The organism is Bdellovibrionales bacterium, from assembly GCA_018266295.1.
Classification (GTDB): Bacteria; Bdellovibrionota; Bdellovibrionia; order Bdellovibrionales; family Bdellovibrionaceae; genus JACMRP01.
In genome coordinates this window covers 480,652-504,626 of sequence record JAFEAQ010000011.1, presented here as the reverse complement: position 1 = coordinate 504,626, position 23,975 = coordinate 480,652, and the positions used below count along the sequence as shown (strand labels likewise).

At 48.4% G+C, this 23,975-nt stretch carries 24 protein-coding genes; 19 read left to right on the top strand and 5 right to left on the bottom strand.

What is annotated here, in order from left to right; translation table 11 throughout:
- The first annotated feature begins 8 nt into the window (after window positions 1–8).
- From JSU04_11175 to JSU04_11120, 12 genes are all read left to right on the top strand, one after another.
- Window positions 9–203 (top strand): hypothetical protein, encoded by a 195-nt coding sequence (locus JSU04_11175; protein MBS1970863.1) that lies wholly within the window; start codon window positions 9–11, stop codon window positions 201–203.
- Between the two features lie 2 nt (window positions 204–205).
- Complete coding sequence (ftsY, locus tag JSU04_11170; GenBank protein ID MBS1970862.1) at window positions 206–1,402, top strand: signal recognition particle-docking protein FtsY; 1,197 nt, start codon at window positions 206–208, stop codon at window positions 1,400–1,402.
- Window positions 1,403–2,027: 625 nt separating this feature from the next.
- A complete protein-coding gene (locus JSU04_11165) occupies window positions 2,028–3,776 on the top strand; it encodes a hypothetical protein (protein MBS1970861.1) in 1,749 nt (582 codons plus the stop codon).
- A 45-nt stretch (window positions 3,777–3,821) separates the two neighbouring features.
- Window positions 3,822–4,418: a hypothetical protein gene (locus JSU04_11160; GenBank protein ID MBS1970860.1), complete on the top strand. Its 597-nt coding sequence runs from the start codon at window positions 3,822–3,824 to the stop codon at window positions 4,416–4,418.
- A gap of 166 nt (window positions 4,419–4,584) precedes the next feature.
- On the top strand, window positions 4,585–4,887 hold the full coding sequence (locus tag JSU04_11155) for a cell division protein ZapA (protein ID MBS1970859.1): 303 nt from the start codon (window positions 4,585–4,587) through the stop codon (window positions 4,885–4,887).
- Between the two features lie 30 nt (window positions 4,888–4,917).
- A complete protein-coding gene (locus JSU04_11150; protein MBS1970858.1) occupies window positions 4,918–5,487 on the top strand; it encodes a 5-formyltetrahydrofolate cyclo-ligase in 570 nt (189 codons plus the stop codon).
- Window positions 5,488–5,501: 14 nt separating this feature from the next.
- Window positions 5,502–7,067 (top strand): ribonuclease Y, encoded by a 1,566-nt coding sequence (gene rny / locus JSU04_11145; GenBank protein MBS1970857.1) that lies wholly within the window; start codon window positions 5,502–5,504, stop codon window positions 7,065–7,067.
- 14 nt (window positions 7,068–7,081) lie between these two features.
- A complete protein-coding gene (locus tag JSU04_11140; GenBank protein MBS1970856.1) occupies window positions 7,082–8,296 on the top strand; it encodes a tyrosine--tRNA ligase in 1,215 nt (404 codons plus the stop codon).
- Between the two features lie 26 nt (window positions 8,297–8,322).
- The gene (locus tag JSU04_11135; GenBank protein MBS1970855.1) at window positions 8,323–9,000 is read left to right on the top strand and encodes a 2Fe-2S iron-sulfur cluster binding domain-containing protein; all 678 of its coding nucleotides are present in this window, start codon (window positions 8,323–8,325) and stop codon (window positions 8,998–9,000) included.
- Window positions 9,001–9,012: 12 nt separating this feature from the next.
- The gene (locus JSU04_11130; GenBank protein ID MBS1970854.1) at window positions 9,013–9,546 is read left to right on the top strand and encodes a hypothetical protein; all 534 of its coding nucleotides are present in this window, start codon (window positions 9,013–9,015) and stop codon (window positions 9,544–9,546) included.
- A 70-nt stretch (window positions 9,547–9,616) separates the two neighbouring features.
- Complete coding sequence (locus JSU04_11125) at window positions 9,617–10,432, top strand: alpha/beta hydrolase (protein MBS1970853.1); 816 nt, start codon at window positions 9,617–9,619, stop codon at window positions 10,430–10,432.
- A 15-nt stretch (window positions 10,433–10,447) separates the two neighbouring features.
- The gene (locus JSU04_11120; GenBank protein MBS1970852.1) at window positions 10,448–12,025 is read left to right on the top strand and encodes a tetratricopeptide repeat protein; all 1,578 of its coding nucleotides are present in this window, start codon (window positions 10,448–10,450) and stop codon (window positions 12,023–12,025) included.
- Between the two features lie 64 nt (window positions 12,026–12,089).
- On the opposite strand, the gene JSU04_11115 is transcribed toward JSU04_11120, so the two are convergent.
- Both JSU04_11115 and JSU04_11110 read right to left on the bottom strand, forming a co-directional pair.
- A complete protein-coding gene (locus JSU04_11115; GenBank protein MBS1970851.1) occupies window positions 12,090–12,416 on the bottom strand; it encodes an iron-sulfur cluster assembly accessory protein in 327 nt (108 codons plus the stop codon).
- A gap of 104 nt (window positions 12,417–12,520) precedes the next feature.
- Entirely contained in the window at window positions 12,521–13,678 is a 1,158-nt protein-coding gene (locus tag JSU04_11110; GenBank protein ID MBS1970850.1) for a cysteine desulfurase, read from the bottom strand.
- Window positions 13,679–13,696: 18 nt separating this feature from the next.
- On the opposite strand from JSU04_11110, the gene JSU04_11105 reads away from it, so the two are divergent.
- Together JSU04_11105 and JSU04_11100 are read left to right on the top strand one after the other, a co-directional pair.
- On the top strand, window positions 13,697–16,057 hold the full coding sequence (locus tag JSU04_11105; protein ID MBS1970849.1) for a vitamin B12-dependent ribonucleotide reductase: 2,361 nt from the start codon (window positions 13,697–13,699) through the stop codon (window positions 16,055–16,057).
- Window positions 16,058–16,092: 35 nt separating this feature from the next.
- A complete protein-coding gene (locus JSU04_11100) occupies window positions 16,093–16,344 on the top strand; it encodes a hypothetical protein (protein MBS1970848.1) in 252 nt (83 codons plus the stop codon).
- Here the strand turns inward: JSU04_11100 and JSU04_11095 are convergent.
- Complete coding sequence (locus JSU04_11095) at window positions 16,341–17,456, bottom strand: competence/damage-inducible protein A (protein MBS1970847.1); 1,116 nt, start codon at window positions 17,454–17,456, stop codon at window positions 16,341–16,343. The two genes, JSU04_11100 and JSU04_11095, sit on opposite strands and share 4 nt — an antisense overlap.
- A 111-nt stretch (window positions 17,457–17,567) precedes the next feature.
- On the opposite strand from JSU04_11095, the gene JSU04_11090 reads away from it, so the two are divergent.
- Both JSU04_11090 and JSU04_11085 read left to right on the top strand, forming a co-directional pair.
- On the top strand, window positions 17,568–18,779 hold the full coding sequence (locus tag JSU04_11090; GenBank protein ID MBS1970846.1) for an acyl-CoA dehydrogenase family protein: 1,212 nt from the start codon (window positions 17,568–17,570) through the stop codon (window positions 18,777–18,779).
- Between the two features lie 8 nt (window positions 18,780–18,787).
- Window positions 18,788–19,498 carry an RNA methyltransferase gene (locus JSU04_11085; protein MBS1970845.1) on the top strand — a complete coding sequence of 237 codons (711 nt, stop codon included), beginning with the start codon at window positions 18,788–18,790 and terminating at the stop codon, window positions 19,496–19,498.
- A 53-nt stretch (window positions 19,499–19,551) separates the two neighbouring features.
- Here the strand turns inward: JSU04_11085 and JSU04_11080 are convergent, their stop codons facing one another.
- Together JSU04_11080 and JSU04_11075 are read right to left on the bottom strand one after the other, a co-directional pair.
- Window positions 19,552–20,190: a hypothetical protein gene (locus JSU04_11080; GenBank protein ID MBS1970844.1), complete on the bottom strand. Its 639-nt coding sequence runs from the start codon at window positions 20,188–20,190 to the stop codon at window positions 19,552–19,554.
- A 6-nt stretch (window positions 20,191–20,196) separates the two neighbouring features.
- Window positions 20,197–21,822, bottom strand: coding sequence for a class I SAM-dependent methyltransferase (locus JSU04_11075; GenBank protein ID MBS1970843.1), 1,626 nt, complete (start codon window positions 21,820–21,822; stop codon window positions 20,197–20,199).
- A gap of 75 nt (window positions 21,823–21,897) precedes the next feature.
- Here JSU04_11075 and JSU04_11070 point away from each other — a divergent pair, with 75 nt between their 5' ends.
- Genes JSU04_11070 through JSU04_11060 form a run of 3 tightly spaced genes read left to right on the top strand, consistent with a single transcriptional unit; the run spans window position 21,898 to window position 23,890 of the window.
- Complete coding sequence (locus tag JSU04_11070; GenBank protein MBS1970842.1) at window positions 21,898–22,491, top strand: LemA family protein; 594 nt, start codon at window positions 21,898–21,900, stop codon at window positions 22,489–22,491.
- Window positions 22,492–22,495: 4 nt separating this feature from the next.
- Window positions 22,496–23,218: a TPM domain-containing protein gene (locus JSU04_11065; GenBank protein ID MBS1970841.1), complete on the top strand. Its 723-nt coding sequence runs from the start codon at window positions 22,496–22,498 to the stop codon at window positions 23,216–23,218.
- Window positions 23,219–23,221: 3 nt separating this feature from the next.
- Window positions 23,222–23,890 (top strand): TPM domain-containing protein, encoded by a 669-nt coding sequence (locus JSU04_11060; GenBank protein MBS1970840.1) that lies wholly within the window; start codon window positions 23,222–23,224, stop codon window positions 23,888–23,890.
- The last annotated feature ends 85 nt before the right edge of the window (window positions 23,891–23,975 follow it).

The following is a 23,975-nucleotide window of genomic DNA, read 5'->3' as shown; positions in this document are numbered from 1 at the left end:
TTTTTATAATGAGTGATGCAAAAACCAGCAAAAGTAAGATAGAAGAAGCCCACAAGAAAGCCTGCGAAAAGGGCCAGGATTTTTATATTGATCCTGAAACCGGCTATCAGGTGATGACGGAGCTTTTCCATAAAAAGCGCGGTCATTGCTGTCAGTCCGGCTGTCGCCACTGTCCCTATGGATTTTCGCAGAAAGGGAAGTAGCCATGTTCCAAGGTGTTAGCGAAGACAGTATGATTTTGGTGTTTGCAGGTGTTGGTGTTGTATTTACGATCATCTTCATCTGCCTGTGGTACTTCCTTCTCCGTAACAAGGGCGAAAATCCCCGCGATGCTTTAGCAAAAAAACAAGCGGAGCAAATTACTCAGACGCAAGAAAAGCCACTCGCAGAGAAATTAAAAGAAGCCGCCAAGGCAGAACCGGAAACAGCTCCTGAAGCAACGCTTCAGGGAAAAGCCGAAGCGGTGCAGCCAGTAGCACAAGCTCCGGCAGTCGAAGAAAAAGAAGTCGATCTTAAAAAAGCCCTCCGAGCGACAGAAGAAAACATCTTCGGCCGTATCAAGAATCTGTTTAAAGCTAATGAGGCTTCATCGCACTTAGAAGACATCGAAGAAGTTCTCTACACCAGCGACTTGGGCCCTGAAACAGTTCAGCGCTTGATGGGCGCTCTCGAAGACATGAATCGCAAAGAAAAAGCCGATCTCGGTAAAGTGCGTGACACTTTGAAGACCGAAATGGAAGGCGTGTTCTCAAACCTTCCGAGCAATGATTTGCAATTCTCGAAAGACGGCCCCACAGTTTTGATGGTCGTTGGTGTGAACGGTGCTGGTAAAACCACAAGCATCGGTAAGTTGTCAGCGCAGTTCGCGAGCCAAGGCAAACGCGTTTTGGTTGCGGCGGGGGATACCTTCCGTGCGGCGGCGGGCGGGCAATTGAAAGTATGGACGGAGCGTGCGCAGGTTGAAATCTTCTCTCCAGATGGCGTGAAAGATCCAAGTGCTGTCGCATTTGATGCAGTTTCAAAAGCCAAGGGTCAAAACTATGACATTGTGATCATCGACACCGCAGGCCGTTTGCACACGCAAGAAAACCTGATGGAAGAGCTCAAGAAAATGAAGCGCGTGATGACGAAGGTTATTCCTGATGCACCTCACGAAGTGATTATCGTACTTGATGCAAACTCCGGCCAAAACGCTTTGATCCAAGCAAAAGAATATCATAAAGCCCTGACTTTAACGGGCGCGATCCTCACTAAAATGGATGGCACTGCAAAAGGCGGTGTGGCCGTGGGCCTCGCGAACGAACTACAAATCCCAATCAAGTTCATCGGCGTCGGCGAGCGCATCCAAGATCTCCGCCACTTCAGCCCGCATGAGTTTGTTGAAAGCATCTTCGCGAACTAGGTGGCCCCAGAAGCTTCGTCCTTGTTTTGCACTCCAAGTTTAGAGCCTGGTTGCCCACTTACCAGGACTATAGTTCTAAACTAAGCCCGTCTGGGATCTATTAAAACCTAACTGCAGCAGCTCAGCAGCAATAGCAAAATTAAGAGCAAGACCTGCAGTTTTTTATCAAATAGCCGAAAAGACAATAGTTGTATTGTTCTTCTCATAAGAGTCTCCTTGGTGAAAGGGAGCCTCTCATCCTTAAAAGCGGCTTCTAGGGCCGCTTTTATTGTTTGCAAGCTATGCCATTTTTTAAAAGCTGTTAAAGTTGAATAGATGTCCGGATTGGTGAACAGCCGGTCGGATAAATTCAATTGCCGGGCTCAATCCAGCTTCGGCCGTCCCGACCTCCGCCTCCTCGGCGTTGCCGGAAAAAGAAAACGGAGCGTTTTGGCGCTCCGTTTTGGTGCTCCGTGGGTCCAAGGGGGGTCGAACGCCACAGAGCAAAGATCACTTTGAAAACTCAACTGTCGGGATATAAAGCAATAAGTGTGACAGTTTCTTCCGCATTATAGTGAACCCTGGTAAAAGACATCCTGTAAGTCTTTCTGACCTGTCAAAAATATTGATAGCTCTGGAGGGCTCAGTGACAAATCGAGGCACCGCAATTCGCGGCGGTAAAGACCGCCATCTTAGCTTCTTTTTCATATTCATCGTTCTAACTTTGTTGATTGCTTTTGATGGATACGCGCAAGAGGGATATTCACGTGACGTCGTCATCCCTTTTGATGCCGATACTCTCGCGGTGTCAGAGCCTTGGATCATCAGCAAGACCGAGTGGGGAGTCACGGAGGAGCAAAACTACATCCGCTATATCTCTATGGTGGGAGATGGCGTTTCTCGCGGTCTCTGTGCGACGGTTTCAAGTTGCTTCCGCAATCCTCAAGTAAATCCCTATGCGCAGTCGGATGTCGCCTATCTGAAGTTCTATTCAGACTGTGCGGATTTTCCGTACTTCTTGCGCGCCTACTATGCCTGGAAAAATCAGCTGCCATTTAGCTTCGTCAGCAGTGTGAGTCCGATTCAAGGGCCGGGAGATGTGGTCAAAGATATTCGCTACTCTCCGTATGGCAATACCGTTCGCGCGCGCTATGCGGTGCTCACCGAGAAAACTCGCTCGGGCAGCCCACGATTGACGAACGCCATAGAGATTTTCAATCATACTTTGCCGGACGAAGTTTCGTCGGCGAATTTTCGAGTGAGTTATTCGGGAATGGATGCGGATAGACTCTTCTCAGATTTCTATCCTGTGCGCATTAGTCGTGATGCCATTCGCCCGGGCACAGTGATCTATGATCCGAACGGCCACGTGGTGACAGTTTATAAAGTAACAAAAGACGGGCGCATTTATTATATTGATGCGCATCCCGATAACAGTCTGACATCTGGTTTGTACAACTCGCGCTTCATGCGCTCTTATCCAGGACAAGGTGCTGGCTTTAAAAACTGGCGTCCCCTGCGCTTGACAGGGGCGGTGTGGAATGCAAGTGCGGGTTATGTCGGCGGAAAAATCGTCGGAGCGAAAGACCGCGAGTTGCCTCTGTACAGTACGGAGCAATACTTCGGAACAAACGCGAGCCAAGATTGGCGCCAAGCGGGCTTTGTATTCCAAGGGCAGCAAATGGATTACTATGATTGGGTTCGTAACCGTTTGGCCGACGGGCCCCTCGTAGAAAATCCTATTGATGATGTCAAAGTCATGACAACCGAGTTGTGTAATGGGATGCAAGAACGTGCCGATGCTGTCCAAGTGGCGGTCTCAGCGGGCGTGAATCAGAAGGAGCATCCCTACACACTTCCGAACAATATTTATGGGGCTGACGGCGAGTGGGAGACTTATGCAACTCCAGCGCGTGATGCGCGTTTGAAAGTGGCCTTCCTAGAACTTCGCACTTATGTGCAAGAGGCGATTCGTCACTACAAAGCTCGCGACGGCAAGATTGGCTACGACGGCAAAAATATCGCGGCAGATATGCTGAATGCTTACAAGCAAACCTCGAGTGCATGCCAGATCACTTACAAAAATAGTGCAGGTCAAAGTGTTTCCATCAACCTGGAAAAAGCGCGCGCTAGAATCTATGATTTGAGTTTCGATCCTTATCACTGCCCGGAGCTTCGTTGGGGCGCTCAAGGCAGTGAGCTCGCAACTTGTCGCGACAATTCTACGAAGAAGGCTTGGTATGATCGGGAAAAATGGCTGCGCTTCCAGCATGATCGCAACACCGATGCATTTACCGGATACACTTTGGATCAATTGACGGGACCGATGCCTGGCGGAGCCGGGGTGGCGAGTGGGCAAGATTTGGACGTGATTGCTTTCCTCAGTAAATATTAATAGCATTCTGAAGGGGCCCTTGTTTGGGCCTCTTTCGGGGGCTATTTGTTAAAGGCATTTTTATCTACAGCATGTGTTATTACGTTCGGTATGTCCGCGGGGGCTGAAACCAAAGAAAAACCTGTTTCCGTTTCTTACACCAACGTGATCAAGTGCTTTCCCAGTTTAAAAAATGAAACTCAATCCCTCAAAGTCGATCTGAACGTTTTGAAGGACGATATCGACAAGAGCTATGTCACGTCGCAGTCGCTGCTTCGTTACCGCCAAGTGCTCCTCAAAGACTCCTTGGGTCAGCAGAAACGGCTTAAACTTTCAGCAAAACCGGTAAAAAAAGGCAAAGTCAGTTACCTCTTGAGCATTGAAAACCTCGATGACAAGGGGGCGGGAATGCCTGTCGCGATTCCTGCCGCTCAGCGCACGAATCCGAGTCAAAAAGATCTCGATCAGTACTTTCTTAATCACGATGTGGTTGAGGATGAACGCTCCTACTATGACACTAAGCTCAATGGACAGACTTTGAGTTTTAAACGCGCCTTTCAAAAGATTTTCGAACTGGAATTCAATGATGAGAGGGCTCATCAGCGTCTTTTCTGCGAAGAGAAGAATGGCTTAGGCGTGGTTTGCACCTGTTTTCAAAAATAACGCAGCTAACTGACAAACAAAAGTTGCTAAGTCTATGAAGTCAGTTATAATTTTAAGGTACTGTTGAAAAGGAATTTCTAGAACCTTTTAGTACACTTAGCGGCGTATTAAGACAGGCAGTTTAGTTTAAGATTTGTGAGGGCCAAGAACGGCCCACGAGGTCCGAGTGGCATCTGAGAAAAAAACCTACGACTTCCTTATTGCGGGAGTCCCATATAAGTTAAAAACCTCCCATGATGATGCGACTGTTCAGGAACTCGTCGAATTTGTGAACAATAAAATGGATCAAGCTTTGTCCGTGACGAAGTATGGTTCTTTTCAAAATGCAGCAGTTCTAACAGCCCTTAACGTGGCAGAGGAACTCATTCTTCTCAAAAGAAAAGCTCACCGCGAGCTTGAGAAAATAGAAGAAAAAGCACTTAAACTCTCTATCGATCTAGAAAATTCCAAGCTCAACAGAACAGTTTAATTAATTTCTGTTTTCGTTTTTGAGGCTAGGATGAGTTTGCGTCTAAATAAAATGCAAGCGTGGGGTAAACGCCAATGGCGTGACCACCTGAAGGCTCTTTTGCAAAAAGAGTCCCCGCATTCGTCCGTGCAAATCCAGCAACAACTCTGCGAAAATCTCACAGAATTTATCGGCCAGAAACAGGGTATTTGGGCAGGTTATCATGCCCTTCCTCAGGAACCTGATCTGAGTCCGGTGTTTCATCATTCCGAAAAAATCGAATGGGCGTTTCCGCGTATGGAAGCCGACCACCTGACTTTTTATATCTCGCAGAATTTCATCAAAGGTCCGTTCGGGGTGATGGAGCCTTCCGAGGATTCCCGTAAGTTGGATCTCGAAGAGCTCACCGGAGTTTTAGTTCCGGGTTTAGGATTTAATAAAAAAGGCAATCGTTTAGGTAAAGGCCGCGGGTTTTATGACAAAGCCCTGGCTGATTACAAAGGTCCTAAGGTTGGCATCTGTTTTGGCTGCCAAGTCCTTGCTGAGGACTTTCCGGTGGAAGAGCACGACATCAATGTCGACTTCGTCATCACCGAAAACGAGATTATTCAGTGTAAGTAAGTAGGAGTCCGGTTATGGAAGTTGTTATCGCATCGATTCTTGGATTGGTTATCGGGGGCGTTCTTGTCTTCGTTATCAAAAGAATTCAAGACGAGTCCCAAAAGAAATCAGCCCGTGCTGAAGCAGACCGCATTATTAACAAAGCAAAGTCTGAAGCTGCAAAGGTGAAGAAAGATTCTGAAACAAAAGCGAAGGATTTTGAAGCCCGCGCGCGTAAGAATGTTGAGGCCGATATTCATAAGCAAAAAGCTCAGATGAAGAATAAAGAATCTCAGCTGGAGCGTCGTCTTAAAGAAGTCGACGATCAGTTCAAGGTGAAGCTGGAAGAGAATGACCGTTTTGTCGGTCAGTTGAAAGACCGCGAAGAAAAAGTCGCCATCACTGAAACACGCATTAAAGACCTCGAGAAAAAAGCAGAGACTCACATCGGTGAATTGAAGCAGAAGCTAGAATCCATTGCAGCGATGACGGCAGAAGAAGCTCGTCGTCAGTTGATCACAGCACTTGAGGACGAAGCAAAAGTCGAAGCAGCTAAGAAAATCTCTGCCATCGAAGAAGAAGCACAAAAAGAAGCCGACAAAAAAGCTCGTCGCATTATCAGCACGGCATTATCTCGCTTTGCTTCTGAGTACACGTCTGAAAGAACTGTCAGCGTTTTGGCTCTGCCAAGCGATGAAATGAAAGGTAAAATCATCGGTCGTGAAGGCCGGAACATCCGTACTTTGGAAGCCATGTGCGGTGTGGATTTGATCGTCGATGATACTCCGGAAGCGGTTGTTATCTCTGGTTTCGATCCGGTTCGCCGTGAACTGGCGAAACGTACGATTGAAAAGTTGATGGAAGACGGCCGCGTTCATCCAGCGCGTATCGAAGAGGTCGTTGAAAAACAAAAGAACGAAATTACTAAATCCATCAAAGAAGAAGGCGAGCGCGTGGTTGTGGAGCTCGGAATTCCGAACATCCACCCAGAGCTCGTAAAATTGATCGGTAGCCTCAAGTACCGTTCAACCCATGCTCAAAACGTCTTGAATCATTCTTTGGAAGTGGCTTACATCGCTGGCTTGCTCGCCGGCGAAATGGGCATGAATGTGAAGCAAGCTCGCCGTGCGGGGATCTTGCATGAAATCGGCCGTGCGATTGAGCACACAGCTGAAGGCAGTTATGCATTGGTTGGTGCAGAGTGGGCGAAAAAATACGGTGAATCTGAAGAGATCTGCCATGCGATCCGTGCTCACCAAGATGATGAGAAACCAACGTCTGCTTTGGCGTGGATTATCCATGCCGCAAATATCTTGTCAGCATCTCGTCCGGGCGCGCGTCGTCCGCACATGGATGCTTACATCCATCGTTTGGAAGATCTTGAAAGTATCGGCAATAGCTTCGACGGCGTCTTGAAAACATTTGCATTGCAAGCCGGCCGTGAAGTGCGTGTGATGGTGGAAAGTGCTAAAGTGACTGACGATCAATCAACCATGCTTGCGCGTGATATCGCTCGTAAGATCGAGCGTGAAATGCCGCAAGCTGGCCAGGTTAAAGTCACCGTGGTTCGTGAGAGCCGCACTGTTGAACACGCGAGGTAATGAGCATGTCTTTCATGGATCCTCGCGAACAGCTTGAGAGAATCAAATTCGGCGTGGCTGAATTCATCAGTGATGAAGACATGCTGAAAAAGCTCAAACGCAGTAAAGAAAAGAATCAGCCTCTGAGAATCAAGCTCGGGGCGGATCCTACGCGTCCGGACATTCACATTGGTCACACAGTCGTGATTAATAAACTGAAAACCTTCCAGGATTTGGGCCATCACGTGCAGTTCCTAATCGGGGATTTCACGGCATTGATCGGGGATCCCTCCGGCAAGAACACCACTCGCCCGATGTTGACTCCGGAAGATATTGAAATCAACGCAGCTACGTACAAGAAACAAATTTTCAAGATTCTTGATCCAGAAAAAACGGAAATTGTTTTTAACTCTCACTGGTGTGGCAAATTGAATTTTGCCGATGTCATTCGTTTGGCTTCAAAGTACACCGTCGCTCGTATGCTGGAACGTGATGATTTCACGAATCGCTATAAATCTGGTAGTCCGATTGCTTTGCATGAATTCTTGTACCCACTGACTCAGGGCTACGACTCTGTGGCTTTGAAGTCTGATGTGGAGCTTGGTGGTACGGATCAGAAGTTCAACCTTTTAGTGGGCCGTGATTTACAAAGTGCTTACGGCCAAGAGCCTCAGTGTGTGCTCACGATGCCGATCCTTGAGGGGATCGACGGCGTGAACAAAATGTCGAAGAGCTTAGATAATTATATTTCTGTTATCGACACCCCGAAAGACATGTTCGGGAAGACAATGAGAATTTCCGATGATTTGATGTACCGTTGGTACCAGCTTTTGACTGATATCACAGGGCCCGCGTTGTCGCAGTTGAAAACCGATGTGGCGGAAAAACGCAAGCATCCGCGCGAAGTGAAAGTCGCTTTAGCGAAATTTTTGATCAAACGTTTCCACTCGGAAGCGGCGGCTCAGCAAGCTGAAGACGAATTCAATCGTATTTTCGTAGATAAAGGCTTGCCGGATGAAGTTCCAGAATTTGAAGTCTTTGCCGAGAACCAAGTGGGCATTGCCGCTCTCATGGTGAAAGCGGGGATGGCCGCAAGTAACGGCGAAGCCGGCAGATTGATTGCCGGCGGCGGCGTTCAGCGTGATGGCGTGAAGCTGGCTGACCCGAAGGCTCGCTGGGATTTGAAGACCGGTGAAAGCTTCGTCCTCAAAGCCGGTAAGAAAAAATTTATTAAGTTTATAGTTAAGTAGACCCGTAGCTGAAATAGGGTAGAGCAATGAAAGTTAAATTTGTCCCGCAAAATATTGAAGTGGATGTGACTCCCGAGAAGAGTCTGTTGCAAATCGCGACAGAAAATCAGATCGAGATTAAATCCATTTGTAAGGGAGTTCCAAGCTGTGCGGAATGCCGTGTGCACATTGTTGAAGGCGAAAACAACGTCCTTCCGCCTAATAAGACGGAGCTCGGTCTGATTGGTACGAATTGGCGTATAGATAGCCGCCGTCTTTCTTGCCAAGTCCGTTGCTTCGGTAATGTGACTGTGGATCTCACAGAGCAAATCGAACGCCAAGAAAATCAAAGCAAAAAGGTTCGTGGTTTCCGCACTCAGAAGCATATTGAGTCACGTGCAGTTCAAGATACGATGTTGCTAACGGAAAAGCCTGAAGATAAACCGGATCATCAAAGACCGGAACGTTCTCAGCAAGATGAGCGCGCTGAAGGTGAGCAACGCCCTCAGCAGGCAAAGCAGCACCAGCATCAAAACAAGCAACAAAATCAAAATAGAAACCAGAATCAGAATAAGCAACAAGGTAAGCAGCAGAACAAGCCGCAAAACCAAAACAAACAGCACAATCAGAACCAGAATAAGCAGCACAATCAAAACAAGCAGCCGCAGCAGGGAAAGCAGCAGCAGCAGGGGCGTCCGCAAAAGCCACAACAGCCTAAAAATTAAGTGAGGTTAGCTATGAGAAGGATTCTTCTAGCGACAGGTGTTTTTATTCTTATGACTTCTTTCGCGCAGGCTCGCTCGATGCCTGCGATGAGAGTGATTCCAGATTCTCATCCGACATTCACTTACGATGTCAGTGCTTCGTCAGGAACTGAAAATGGCAATGCGTATTCTGAACTCAAATTGAATTTAAACTGGTACATGACGGATTGGTTGAACTGGCGAAATGGTGTTTTCACTCGCTTTGGTTCGAATATTCAATCAGTCAGCGGTTTGGATTCGGCACTTCTTGCTGCCTATGATGTCAGTAATGACAGTCGCACTCTGGGCTTTCAGATTTTTGCCGGTCCCGGAGTTCGTTTCGCTTCGGCGGATAACAATGCCGCAACCGCAGAAGCCGGCGTGATTTTCACCCTCGGTAGTATCAAAGTCGGTGGCGGTGCCAAGTACTTGTCTTACTTCAAAACCCGCGAAGATCAGAACAACATCGTCCTCCCGAAGGATGAAACACAATATTTTATTGTTCTATCCGGCGGCGGGAGCTTGTAGTTTCGATCTGAGAGGGACTCACCGACCTCGGTCCAGTTAACATGGATTCACGCCATACCGAAAAGTAAGTATGGCTCATAAGATTACATTTCGTGAACGCGGTCAGGGCCCCATCCTTATTCTTCTGCATGGTTTCGGCGGAAGCGTTCACCATTGGGAATCCTGCGCTGAGGAGCTTTCAAAAAACTATCGCGTGATCGTTCCAAACTTATCACATCTGTTTATGAGTACGGACCGTGTTTTCTTCACGGTGCAAGTTGAGGCCATTGCCCAGTTTATCCGTACGAATTTCCCAAATGAAAAAGTGCATCTTGCTGGTCTTAGTTTCGGTGGAGCTTTGGCGTGGGCTCTGTCTCGCCAGCGTCCGGAGTTGATCTCGAAATTGATTCTAATTAATCCGGTCGTGCCGGATCCGGTTCCGAAGTTTTCATTGCCGGAGCTTCGGTACTTCTTTGTGATGCCGATGAATTCGCGTTCGATCTATGTGTTGCTTTCTACTCCGATCGGAAAAGCCTTCCTTAAGCGCGCAGCGATGATTTTCCGTGATGAACGCAGCGGCGGTGTAGGGCGTTTGGATTCCTTGAAGGGTCGCAGACTGCTCTTTGTGTCGCATTTGATTTATAATTTCGCGTGGATGCTCCGTCGCGAAGACTGGCAGTGGTGGCAAGAAAAGGTTTCTAAGACCGATTTCCCGACTTTGCTGATTTATGATCGCGAGGACTTGTTGTTCTCGAAAGAAGTTTATCTGAAGTTTGCGGAAGACTGTCACGCCGAGAAGGTTGTGGAGCTCAATGGCGCCGGCCACTTAGCAATTAAATCGCGCCCTGAACTCATTTCTCGTGCGATCCACCAGTATCTTTCTGCGGTTGCCGAAAAAGCCGCCTAGTGCTTCAATGACATTATGAAAAAAAACGGATGGTGGTATCTCCTCCTGGCAATTCTTATTCCTTTGGTGTTTCAAAGGGCGTTTATTGCTCAGTATGTGCTGTGGGACGATGATGCCCTGGTATTGAATAATCCCATCTTGAAAATGCCCTTCTGGGAGGCTGTCAAAGTCTCTTTCAGCAACTACTATCACGGCGATTATTTCCCGCTCACATTGATGAGTTACTGGCTTGATGTGCAACTTGCCGGCGTGAGCGCCTTCTTTCAGCACACTGAAAACCTGATTTTGCATATGGCGGCAACGTTGCTGCTTCTAAGCTGTTTGTACAAGCTCACGAAGAGCATGACATTTGCGGTGCTGGTGTCACTGTTTTTCGCGATACACCCTGTGCAAACAGAAACGGTGATGTGGATTTCAGAGCGTAAGAGCGTGCTCTCTGCGGTGTTCACGTTCTTGTCTCTACTCTTTTATCTGCAATCACAAGAGAGCAATCAAAAGAAATGGTACGGTCTCGCACTGGTGTTCTTTATCTGTGCGGGGCTTACGAAGGCCACGGCGCTTTTGATGCCGGTGTTATTTGTGATGCTCGATATTGCAAAGTCCGGCGATCATTTGCGCCAGTGGGGAAAGCGCATTGCTCCTTTTGCTGTGGCGGCCATGGTTTTAATGGGTCTTCGGATTTTGGCGTATTCTGCAAGTATTGAAGCAAACCCCGCAAGTTTGCTGACAGGGGTTTATCTTCTAACGGTGCCGGTGCGGGCGTTGAACGCTTTAGATATCTACTTCAAATTTCTTTTAGCGCCCCTTCAAAGCTCGGCAATCTATCCTGATTTTGAAATGACAACGGCGACGCTGATCACTGCAGGATGGATGCTGGTGGTGGTTTTACTATTGAGCTTTGCTGTTTATCGCAGAAAAGAATTTCTTCCGCGGTTTGGCTGGGTTTGGTTTTTGTTGTTCTTGCTGCCGGTTTTGCAGATTTTCCCGCGCATTAACTACGTCAACGAACGCTATATGTATCTGCCGATGATTGGGTTCGTGGCCTTGGTCTGCTGGTACTTTAGACCCAAGCAAATGCTGGCTGTGGGAATCGTGTGCGGAATTCTGATGGCGGTTCTTTCTTACGCCCGCAGTGAGATGTGGGTCAGTAATCGCGCGCTGTGGGTTCAGACTTTGAAAGTCGTTCCGACCAATACGATTGCTTTAAATAACTTGGGTCTTGATTATCAAAATGCCGGAATGCTGGGCGAAGCGGCCGAACTTTATGAACGGATCTTGCGTCTGCCATCGAATGACGGAAATAAGATTCTTGCGTACAATAATCTTGCAAATATTTACGCCGATTCTCGCTATACAGGATTCTCTCCGGCTAAAGCTATAGAGCTTCTCAAAGAGGGGATTGGCGCTACAAAGCGTGTTCGTGACACTTATGAAATGCGCGTGAATCTGGGAAATCTCTATGCAGCATTGGGAAAGAAAGAAGAGGCCCGCGAGGTTTTGAGCGGCGCTTTGAAAGATCTTCAGCAAGAATCAGATTTCAAATATCAGTGGTTGGTTCCGGTGGTCACCCAGCAGCTTGAAAAATTGAAATAGCAAAAGGAATAAAAAAAAGGGACTGAGTTCGTCAGTCCCTTTTTCGTTGGAATTTAAAAATCTCTTAAACGTTGAATGAAGATCCGCAGCCGCAGTTTTTGCTGGCATTGGGATTATTAAAAACAAAGCCCTTACCATTGAGGCCGCCGGAATATTCCAGAGTCATCCCCAAAATGTAGAGCAAGCTTTGCGGGTCGACGGCGATTTTCTGGCCGTTGCTTTCAAACAGTTTATCGCCTTCGCGAGAAACCGTGTCGAAATTCATCTTGTAAGACAAGCCCGAGCATCCACCTTTTTTAACTTCAACGCGCAAGAAAGCCTCATCAACTTGACCTTCTTCTGATTTCAAATTTGCTAACTTTTTTGCGGCAGATTCAGAGATTGTGATCACGATAACTCTCCTTCACAATTACCACCATAATACCACAGTGGGGCTTCTCTGAGAAGACTTGGGTGGGATTTGGCGCCCCATTGTAAGTAATTGAAAATATTACGCTAATTTAAGGCTTTCGCGAGGACTTCAATGGCCGTATCGAGGTCCTCCTTCGTGGTCCAGCGTCCCAGGCTGAGTCTGAGGGTGCCTTGGGCCTCCTCGGGAGTCAGTCCCAAAGCCACTAACATGGGGCTCACTTCGAGGGTTCCCGTATGACAAGCTGAACCCTGGCTGAAGCCCAAACGGCCGAGCTTTGGCAAAAGCTGCTCAATGTTTTTACCCGGGAAAGTGATGTTCAAATTAATCGGCGAGCGCTCCGTCGGGTGTCCATTGAGGCGTGCCGAAGGAAGGCGCTGCTGGAGTCCCATCCACAAATAGTTACGTAACTCGGTCGTGCGTTCGTACTCTTCAGGGAGCTGCTTGTGGCAGATTTCCGCCGCAGCTCCGAGGCCCACGATCCCAGGCACGTTGTGAGTGCCCGAGCGATTTCCGTGCTCTTGACCGCCGCCAAAAATAAACGGCGGCAGGCTCACTTTCGGGTGAGCGCTTCGCACGTACAAGAAACCAATCCCTTTCGGCCCATAGAATTTATGAGCCGAAGCTGACAGCAAATCCACTGGCGCTTCTTGCACATTCACTGGGATTTTACCAACAGCCTGAGTGGCATCAGTGTGAATGTAGATCTGTTTTTCTTTTGCGAGTTGTGCGAGCTCACGGATCGGGTTGATACTGCCGATTTCGTTGTTCACCCAAATAAAGCTCATCAGTTTGGTGTGCGGCTTAATCGCTTTTGCGACGGTTTCGACTTCGACCTGGCCGTATTTATTGGTCTTTACGAAATCGACTTCAACGCCGCGACGTTGAGCTTCTTTGAGCGAGTTCATCACGGAGCTATGCTCGATGTGGCTCGCGATAATGTGAATCGGTTCGTTGCGGTTTTCGGCGCGAAATTTTTCAATCAGTCCAAAGACGACCCAGTTATTGCTCTCAGTCGCCCCGCCGGTAAAAGTCAGCTCCAGAGGTTTTGTGCCAATGAGATCCGACAACTGCACGCGGGCTTTGTCGACGGCCTTTTGTGCGGCCCAGCCCCATTGATGGGCGAAGCTCGAAGGATTGCCGAAGTGAGTCTTAAAGTAAGGCTCCATCGCGGCAAAAACCTGCGGGTCTACAGGCGTCGTTGAGTTGTAATCCAAATAAATGGGTTTGCTTATACTGTCCATCTGCCTAGAATAGATACCATGGCAAAAAAGAAAACACAAAGCTCAGTTCAACGTCGCTCCGCTGGTAAGTCCCTCGTCTTTGCAGAGCACTTTACGACGGGGGGCCAAGACGTCGAGAAGATGTTTAAATGGAGCCGCAGGGATTGTCTTATCAAAGACCGTCGCGGCGGCGTCTTCTTTGAGATGAAAAATGCCGAAGCTCCCGAAGGCTGGTCGCAACTGGCAGTCGACATTGCCGCGAGTAAATATTTCCGTAAAAAGACGGGGAGTTTCAAGGGCGAACACTCAGTAAAGCAAATGGTGACTCGCGTGGTGGATGCAGTGGTGAAAGCTGGCACTCGGCAAGGCGGCGTTTTTGCTAATAAAGCCCAAGCGGAAATTTTTGCCAAAGAGTTGAAGTTTATTCTGTACTCACAGCGCGCGGCCTTTAACAGTCCTGTGTGGTTTAACGTTGGACTGTTTGATAGTTATGGCATTGTCTCTGAGAGTGAGCATTTTGCCTGGGACGAAAAAACCAAGAAGGTGCAGAAAATTCAAAATGCGTATGAGCGCCCGCAGTGCTCAGCTTGTTTCATTCAATGTGTCGAAGACAGTCTGGAAAGTATTTTTGACCTCGCCAAAACCGAAGCGAAGTTATTTAAATATGGATCCGGCTCGGGAACAAATTTCTCGCGCCTGCGTAGTAAGTACGAACCGCTTTTGAGCGGTAGCGGGACCAGCTCTGGATTGATTTCTTTTTTGGAAGTTTTAGATCGCGGTGCCGGAGCGATTAAGTCGGGCGGCACCACTCGCCGGGCGGCGAAGATGGTCTGTGTGGATCTGGATCATCCCGAAGTGCTGGATTTTATTGAGTGGAAAATGCGCGAAGAGAAAAAAGCCCACGCCTTGATCGCCGCAGGCTATGAGGCGGATTTTGAAGGTGAAGCCTACAGAACCGTTGCGGGGCAAAACGCCAATAACTCCGTTCGTATTCCAAAATCATTTATGAATGCATTGATTGATCACAAAGATTGGTCGTTGCGTGCACGAGTCAGCAATAAAGTTTTAAAAACATTGCCGGCCAAAGAAGTCTGGGATCGCATCGTTCACTCTGCGTGGATGTGCGCGGATCCGGGCGTGCAGTTCCATGACACAATTAATGAATGGCATACGTGCCCTGAATCCGGCAAAATCCGCGCAAGCAACCCGTGTTCAGAGTATATGTTCCTGGATGACAGCGCCTGCAACTTGGCGTCGCTGAATCTTGTCAAATTCATGACATCCGAAGGGGATTTCGACCTCGTGAGTTTCATGCATGCCGCTCGCATCATGTTCACGGCGCAAGAAATTCTGGTCGATTATTCGAGCTATCCGACCGCAAAGATCGCTGAGAATAGCCACAACTATCGTCCCCTGGGTTTGGGCTTTGCCAATCTTGGAAGTTTCTTAATGAGAAAAGCACTGCCATACAACAGCGATGAGGGGCGCGCTTGGGCTGGAGCGATTGCGAATCTGATGCACGGAGTGGCTTATTGGACAAGCGCGCAGCTTGCCGAAACTCGTGGTGCTTTTGCGGGTTATGCCAAAAATAAAAAGTCGATGCTCAAGGTGATCAATAAGCATGCTAAAGCTCGTCAACAAATTGACTGGAAGCTTGTGCCGGAATCTTTCCGCGAAACATGCAACGATCTATGGGACGATGTTGTCGTCACGGGCACAAAGCATGGCTTTCGTAATGCTCAGGCCACAGTGATTGCACCGACAGGCACCATTGGCCTTTTGATGGATTGTGATACGACGGGGATTGAACCTGATTTTTCTCTCGTAAAATATAAAAAACTTGTTGGCGGCGGTGAGGTTGAAATCGTCAATCAATCAGTGACGGCCGCCTTGCGTGTGTTGCGCTATCCTGAAAAAGAGATTGAAAGTATTATGGCTTACATCAAACAACATCGCACGATCGAAGGCTCGCCGGACTTGCGTGCGGAAGATCTGCCGGTGTTTGATTGCGCTTCTGCTCAAGCTGGAAAGCGTGCTCTGCCGCCGGAAAGTCATATTAAAATGATGGCGGCAGTGCAGCCATTTATTAGCGGCGCGATTTCGAAAACGGTGAACATGCCAAATTCGGCCACAGAGAAAGATATTAGCGAGATCTATTTACAATCTTGGCATCTGGGCTTGAAAGCCGTGGCGATCTACCGTGATGGCAGCAAAATGAGTCAGCCATTGAATCAGTCGAAGGACACTGTTAAAGACTCTGTGAAAGAGCAAAGAAAAGTTGTTGATAATACGCAAAATGCGACATGGACAATGAAGTGCCCGGAATGCGGCAGTGATACTGTTTTGACGAGTGGCTGCTACCGCTGTCCAAACTGTGGCAGCACCGTGGGATGTGCTTAGCTCGCGGCTAGGAGCTCGACTCAAAGGAGGTTTTTATGAAGACCGTATTCCTTATTGTCGTGGCATTTATATTTCCTGCGATCACTTTTGCAGAGGCGCTGGATGATGACATTCAGCCGAGCGAAGACAGAAAAGTTCTTATCTGCGATGAACTGAGTGATTCGCAGTGCTTTGGCCGTCCGGTGGATTCGATTTGCATGGTCGATGCGCAAAAAGGCCAAGCGGGATTTTGCCACCAACGCTCGAATCCCTATGATCAAGAAAATGTGAGATGCTGGTGCTACTAGATAAGATCATCCATTTTTTGCAGCCAGAAGATCATGGCGCGTTCTGCGAAATACAGGGCCCTTCTGTCGGTCATCCGTGAAATCATGAAGGGGGCTTCGAAATAAGTTTTGAAGTGCGCTCCATGGTAGTAAATTTCAGCGACGGCTGTCGTCGTATCCCAAGGACGAAGAATTAAACACAAAGTCTGTGGATCTAAAAGGACGTCGTTGTGATTGGCGAAACTCCACTCGCCGGATTTCATATAATTTTTTAAGGCAGGTGCCAGACGGTTCACGATCGCCGAACCCGAGAGCGAATCCTGTACTTGCAAGCGTTTGATGGTCGTCAATTTTTTGGCGAGCAGATCCGGAACATCTTCGCCGTTACGAGTGACGGTGATCGAATGCAAAGTTTTGTCTAAACGGTCGATCGCGGGCTTCAGGGTCGCGAGTCGGGACTCGAGGCAAGTGACTTTGACCTCTACGTAAGGCAGATGCACGCGATAGCCTTTTTCGATTTCAATCCCATCAAGACAGAGCTCGGTCATATGTGCCACGTCGGATTCGCCAAGGCCGATCGTGTCCCAGGAGTAGGTGATATGACGATCAAGGCCCTTAGTTTTTTCACGAACAAATTCTTCGATGCCATTTTTCCAGACGGCGGCGATTTCACTCGGCGGGCCTGGTAAAACAAAGACATCCTTGTTGAAGGCCTTCATGCGAAACGCGTTGGCCGTGCCGTCAGGATTCTCGATCACGATCGAGCCTTTTGGAAACATCGCCTGTTGGCGCTGGCTTTCGCGAATTTCAATGGAGCGGGATTTCAGACGATCCACGATATGCTCCCAAGAGCCCGGATCGAACTCCAGTGGTGCTTGTGTCCATTCCGAAATCAGCTCCCGGGTAAAATCGTCAGTCGTGGGGCCAAGGCCGCCGGTCACAAACAAAGTGTCACAGCGTTCGGAAGCAAAATGGAGAGCATCGAGGATCAGTGCACGGTCATCGGGCACCACTAAATGGCAACTGGTAGGAACTCCCAAATCTTTTAGATTTTTGGAGATCCAGGCCGCATTTTTATTTATAATTTGGCCACTGGTAAGCTCTGTTCCGACACCGACGACTGCAACTAGCATAGGCCTCTAGATATATCCCATAACTTATCGCAGCGAAATGGCTTTAGACTTGCGTTATAAGCGAATAACTCGCAAAAAATAGGGTTACAAAACCGTAACAGGATGGTTCCCATGTCTGAATTCAATTGGAAGCAATTTGATCTTTACAATCCCACTCCAGAGCATTCGATGCTTCGCGAAACCGTCGCGACTTTCACCAAGGAAGAAATCGAACCCCAAGCTCATGAGTACGATCGTAAAGAGCGCTTCAATTTGGAGCTTTTCCGCAAAGTCGGCGAACTCGGTCTTTTGGGCCTGACTGTGCCAGAACAATTCGGCGGCGCCGGAATGGATGCGACAGCGGCGGCCATCGTGCACGAAGAAATGTCTGCTTCTGATCCGGGTTTCACATTGGCTTACCTCGCACACTCGATGCTGTGCGTGAACAATATCGCGATGAACGCGAGTGATGAGCAGCGTATGAAGTACTTGCCAAGACTTTGTTCAGGCGAGTGGATCGGCTCTATGTCGATGTCTGAGCCGGCTGTTGGTACCGACGTTCTCGGTATGCAAACGACGGCGGTGAAAAAAGGCGACAAGTACATCTTGAATGGCCGTAAGATGTGGATCACCAACGGCACGATCGATGAAAATAAAACTCCGTGCGATTTGACTTTGGTTTACGCAAAGACCGGCGAGAAAAACGGCCGTGCTTTGATTTCTTCATTCTTGGTTGAAACTAAATTCAAAGGCTTCGAAGTGGGTCAAAAAATCCACGACAAACTCGGCATGCGTGGTTCAAACACGGCGGAACTTGTGTTCCAAGACTGTGAAGTTCCCGTTGAGAACTTGATCGGTGCGGAAGGCGACTCGATGATTCACATGATGAAAAACCTCGAGCTTGAGCGTTTGACTCTGGCTGCGATGAGCTTGGGCATTGCTCGTCGTTCGGTTGAAATCATGAACCGTTACGCGACAGAGCGTGAGGCTTTCGGTAAATCTTTGAACTTCTTTGGTCAAATGCAACGTTACATCGCTGACAGCTACGCTGAGTTCAAAGCAGCTCGTACCTATGTTTACGAGACAGCTCGTCGTATGGATCTGCATAAAGAAGGCAATCGTTTGGATTCAGACGGTGTGAAACTTGTGGCGACAACAATGGGTAAAAACGTCGCGGACCGCGCAATCCAAGTGTTGGGTGGTTACGGTTACGTTGGTGAGTACGTTGTTGAGCGCTTGTGGAGAGATGCAAAATTGCTTGAGATTGGTGGCGGAACTCTCGAAGCTCACCAAAAGAACATCACTCGCGATTTGTCTAAGAGCCCAGAGTCTCTCTACAAATAAGGATAGCAATGTTCCCTCATTCTGACCGTATTCCTGTCGATGCAAACCTGAACGTTCACTACGAGCTCGTCTTGCAACACATTGGCCCTCTGCTGACAGCGGAGCGCCGTCAAAAAATCGACAGGGTCGTAGCCGGCCGTAATTTTGAAACGGCGGTTGTACTTGAAGGGATCTATGATCGCGGCAATATCAGTGCCGTGATGAGAACCGCGGAAGGGTTGGGTTATGCCAACTTCCACGTGGTTGAAACTCAGGAAAAATTTAAAGAAGCCAATCGGGTTACTCAAGGTGCCGACAAATGGGTCGAAGTGCAGAAGTGGAAGCAATCCAAAGACTGCATTCAAGCTCTGAGGGACCAAGGCTACCGTATTTGCGTCACAACGTTGGAGGCAAGTAAGCCGATTGCAGAAATCGACTTCTCAGGCAAAACGGCGCTGGTGCTTGGTAATGAACGCGATGGTGTGTCTCGTGAAATGATTGATGCTGCTGATGAGCGCATGATCATTCCGATGCCGGGCTTCGTGCAAAGCTTTAATATCTCTGTGGCCGGCGCGCTGTGCTTGTACCACATCATGCAAGACCGCATTCGCCGTACCGGCAGCAATGCGGATCTCACGCCTAAGGAACAAGAAATCCTAAAAGCGCTCTATTACATGCGCACTCAGGATTCCGCTGCTGATTATCTCAAAGAAATGTTCTCGCGCGGGACTCTGGCTTAAAAGTGCCAGGTCCTGTTTCTGTAAGCGCCGCGTCCGGAAAGAGGGCCTGGCACCTATTGTTGGCCGCTGGATTTTTTGGATTTCTTTAGGCCGTCTGAGTATGCGCTTGGTTTTTTTAAAAGCTTTTCGTAATAAGCGGTTTGCTTTGCCGTTGCTTTTTGCATCTCCGGAGATTTTACTTCGTCGCAGATTTTGATCGCGTTCAAAGTGTCTTGTGGGTCGAACTTATTTTGGTATTCGCCCTGCATGGAATTTACGCGAGTGATGAGGTCTTTTTTGAAAAGGCCCAACGTGTCTTCATCCAGCTGTGCTTTGGGTTCGAGGGCGTCTTTTTTGTCTTTGATTTCATCGTAAGAGATATTGCCGATTTTACCGTCTTTGTTGATGTTGAGCTTGCGGTAGAAATCTTTATCGTTGTTCGTCAGGTGAACCACGATGTCCTGATCGCGATACTTGTTTTCGAGCGAGTAAATCGATTTATCGGTGAGGAAGTAGATCTTCTTCGTCGCGACATAGGCAATCGGCGTGGTGGAATCGAAAGCGAGTTTATCGGTGACTCCGCTGGATTTTCCATCCATGGCTTCGTTGCAGGCGATGATGAGCTTGATTTCATCCGAGGCTGCAGCCGCAAGAGCGCTGCTGACTGCAAACTGTGAAGTGCCGAGAAGTGCGAGAGCTAAAAGAGCTTTCATAAATCCTCAATTCTTGCGAATGATCACCGACTTCATTAAAGGGTCTTCGTCGGGAAGTTCGAAATCCAAACAGAATCCAGGAGAAGAGAGAACCGTGAAATAGAACTGGTTTTTGAGCTTTTGGATGTTTTTAACCAGATCAGCCTGGGTCCATTTCTCATAGTTCGTACAAAATAGTAACAAACCGCCCTTGCCAAGGCAATAGAGGCAATTGACGATCAATTCTTCGTAGTTCTTACTGATGCTGAATGTCCCACTTTTAGATCTTCCGAAGGAGGGAGGGTCGCAGACAATCAGGTCAAATTTACGCTTACGGCGGGCTGTGCCCTTTAAAAAGAGGATCGCATCCTGGTTCCAGAACTCATAGATGGGTTTTTGCTTCTCATCCGACATCATGGATTTGAAATCAAGCTTGGGCCGCTGTTGTCCCGCTTCTTCGGGTTTTGGCATTTCAAGGCCATTAACCTCGAAATTCTTTTTGCTCCACTCCAGGAAGTTATTGCTGACATCGACTGTCACCACTTCTTTGGCGCCGCCGAGAGCTGCGTTCACGCTAAAGCCGCCGGTGTATGAGAACAGATTTAAGACACATTTGTCTTTGCTATGCTCGCGCACCCATTTGCGATTCTCGCGTTGATCCAAGAAGAGACCCGGAGAAAGACCCGTGTCGTTACGGCATTCGAATTTCACGGCGTTCTCGCTGGCGATCCAGCGATTTTGTTCTTTTGTCGGCCACAAGAGTTGCGCATTCGGGTCTTCACCGCGATTGAGCATCTTACGAACATAATACTTCTTTTTGAAGCGAGTGGCGACGCGTTCAAAACGCTCGAGATCTTTTACTGTCGGATCGCTGTCGCGGTACCAGTAGAACCACAAATACTCACCGAACATATCAATACGGTAAGAGTCGATGTCTTGATGGCTCAGGCGGAAGCATTCATCTGGTTTACTCATCACATCCAAAAGCCATTGGCGTTTTTGAAATGCTTCGAGAATCATCAGCTCTTCTTCTTCGATGTCCGAATTGCTTTCAATCTCAGTGATCCAAACAGGATCTTCTGCTTGAAAGCTGTAAGGACGGCCTTTGTATTCAAACGCCAACGAGTCGGCGTGAAGGCACAGGCGATAGAAAGCGCTGCCTCCGTGTTCTTTGCAGCCGAGAATCGCAATGCCGCTCGCTTCAGCGTGCAAGCGGATTTGGTGAGGTTTGCCGGTGGTAGGTTCCGCCAGCCACAAATCATACTTGCCGAGAGTTTTCATTTTTGTGAAAAGAGTTTTTGAATTCGGCGCACGGTTGGCGACGTTGACGAATTGGCCCTTGTCTTTTTCGATGAAAGATTCGTACTCAAAACGAGTCAGATTGATTTTTTTATCGGTTAAAAACAAATACTTTTTTTGAATGAGATGCTTTTCAAAAAGCGATGCAAGCTCTGCCGCCGCCGCTTTGTTTTTGGCAAACAGCATAGCGCCTGAGGTCTCTTTGTCGAGACGGTGCACGACAAGAAGTTCTTGGTGCGTTGTCTCGGAAAGAACTTCGACGAATCCCTTTTTGCCAATATCCGGTGAATGGGTGTTATAGCCCGCTGGTTTTTGAGTAAAAATGAAATCAGAATGAGAAGAGCCCATGTCCATGAGCGTTACACGGATTTGATTGTGGGTCACGGAGAGATTCAGTAGATTAGTCTCACATTTGGAGGATTCACCGAGATGAAAACACTAACAAAACTCGCAACTCTCTTTTTAACACTTTCTGTTCTTTCTGGTTGTGGTATGCAGTCTATTCCTCAGGCTAAGAACCAGGTCGAGGCCTCCCTCGCTGAAATTCAGAATCAGTACAAACGTCGAGCTGATTTGATTCCAAATCTCGTCAGTGTTGTTAAAGGATACGCAAAACACGAAGAGCAAACTTTGACTTCCGTCATTGAAGCCCGTGCAAAAGCAACTCAAGTGACCATTGACCCTAGCAAAGTTACACCTGAAAAATTGAAAGAGTATCAAGCGGCGCAAAGTGGCGTTTCACAAGCTCTCGGTCGTCTGATGGTAGTGTCTGAGCAATATCCAAACTTGAAAGCCGATACTCAGTTCCGCGATTTGCAAGCGCAACTCGAAGGCACTGAAAACCGCATTACAGTGGCTCGTCAAAGATACATTCAATCTGTGCAAGAGTTTAACAATCTTGTGACGGTTCCGCCGACAAGCTGGACGAACTCGATGCTTTACCACCACGAGAAAATGCCTCAGTGGGATGTGTCTGAAGATGAAAAAGGCAAAGTAGAAAAACCACCACAAGTGAATTTCTAATTCGATGACTCGCTGGCTGTTTGCTTTCGCATTGTTGTTTGCGAGCTGGGCCCACGCGGCATTTGAAGTGCCGCGCCTGACGGGTCCCGTGATGGATGAGGTGGGGGTTTTGCGTCCACAGGATCGTCGGGATCTTGAGGATGTCATCCGTGATTACAACAGCCAGGGAAAAGCGCAGTTACAAGTTCTTGTTATCGATTCTCTCGGAGATCTGACGATTGAAGAAGCCTCCATCAAAATCACCGATGCGTGGAAATTGGGGACGGCGAAAAAAGACAACGGTATTTTATTTTTGATTGCGCCGAATGAGCGCAAGCTCCGCATCGAAGTGGGGCAGGGGCTCGAGGGCGCTCTGCCTGACGTGATCGCGAAGCGAATTATCGCGGATACAGTGGTTCCTCTTTTTAAAGCCCGCAATCTTTCTGCGGGTATTGTTGTTGGTACTTATCAAATCATTAAGTACATCGATCAAGAATATGCGGATCAACATCTGTCACAACCAGAACCTGAGCCGACAAAAAGCATTCCGGGCTGGGTGATCATCGTCATTCTTCTTTTATTGTTGTTCATCGGGCGCTTCTTGCCGGCGTCTTCATTCCGTGGCGGTGGCCGTGGTGGATGGGGCGGCGGCGGCTTCGGAGGTGGAGGCTTCGGTGGCGGTGGAGGCGGCGGCTGGTCCGGCGGTGGCGGTGGTTTCAGTGGAGGCGGAGCTTCGGGCTCATGGTGATTTATGCATAAAAAATGGGTCACAAAATATCTTTCTGAAGAACAAGTCGCTGATATCAGTAAAGCCGTGCAACAGGCGGAACTCGGCACCGGTGGCGATATTGTGCCGATGATCGTGCGCCGAAGCTCGGCGGTTCGTCATGTGCCTTTAGTTCTGGGACTGAGCTTTGCTCTGATTTTTTTGGGGATTGAAATGCTGGGCCTGAATGGCTGGTACTTCAGTGATTTCCTGCCATTTCTGATGGGCCACTGGGCTTATCAGGTGGGCTTCTTGCTGGTGCTTTTATTAATCGCTTGGGGGCTCTCGCATCTGCATCCCGTGCAAAGGCTTTTGACTTCTGATGAAGATGAAAAAGAGCAGGTTTGGAAGCGGGCCCAGTTGGAATTTTTCCTCCATCGCTTAAACCGCACCCACAAAAAAACCGCCGTGTTGATCTTTGTTTCCGTGATGGAAAGACGGGCGGTCATTCTGGCTGATGAGGGCATTGCAAAACATCTTCCGCCGCAAACCTGGGAAGAGGTTCTAAAACCACTCACAGGCTTTATGCGAAGCGGGGAATGGGCAAAGGGCTTTCAAGACGCCATTCGCAGAAGCGGCGAGCTACTCAAGCAGCATCTTCCAGAACACGACGCTGCCAACGAAATCAGCAATAACCTCATCATCAAGGAATAGGTGCCAGGCCCTGTTTCTGGTTATGCCGCGTCATATGGGCGCAATAAATTCCCTGAGCCACTAAATAGTGATAGGTCTTTACTAT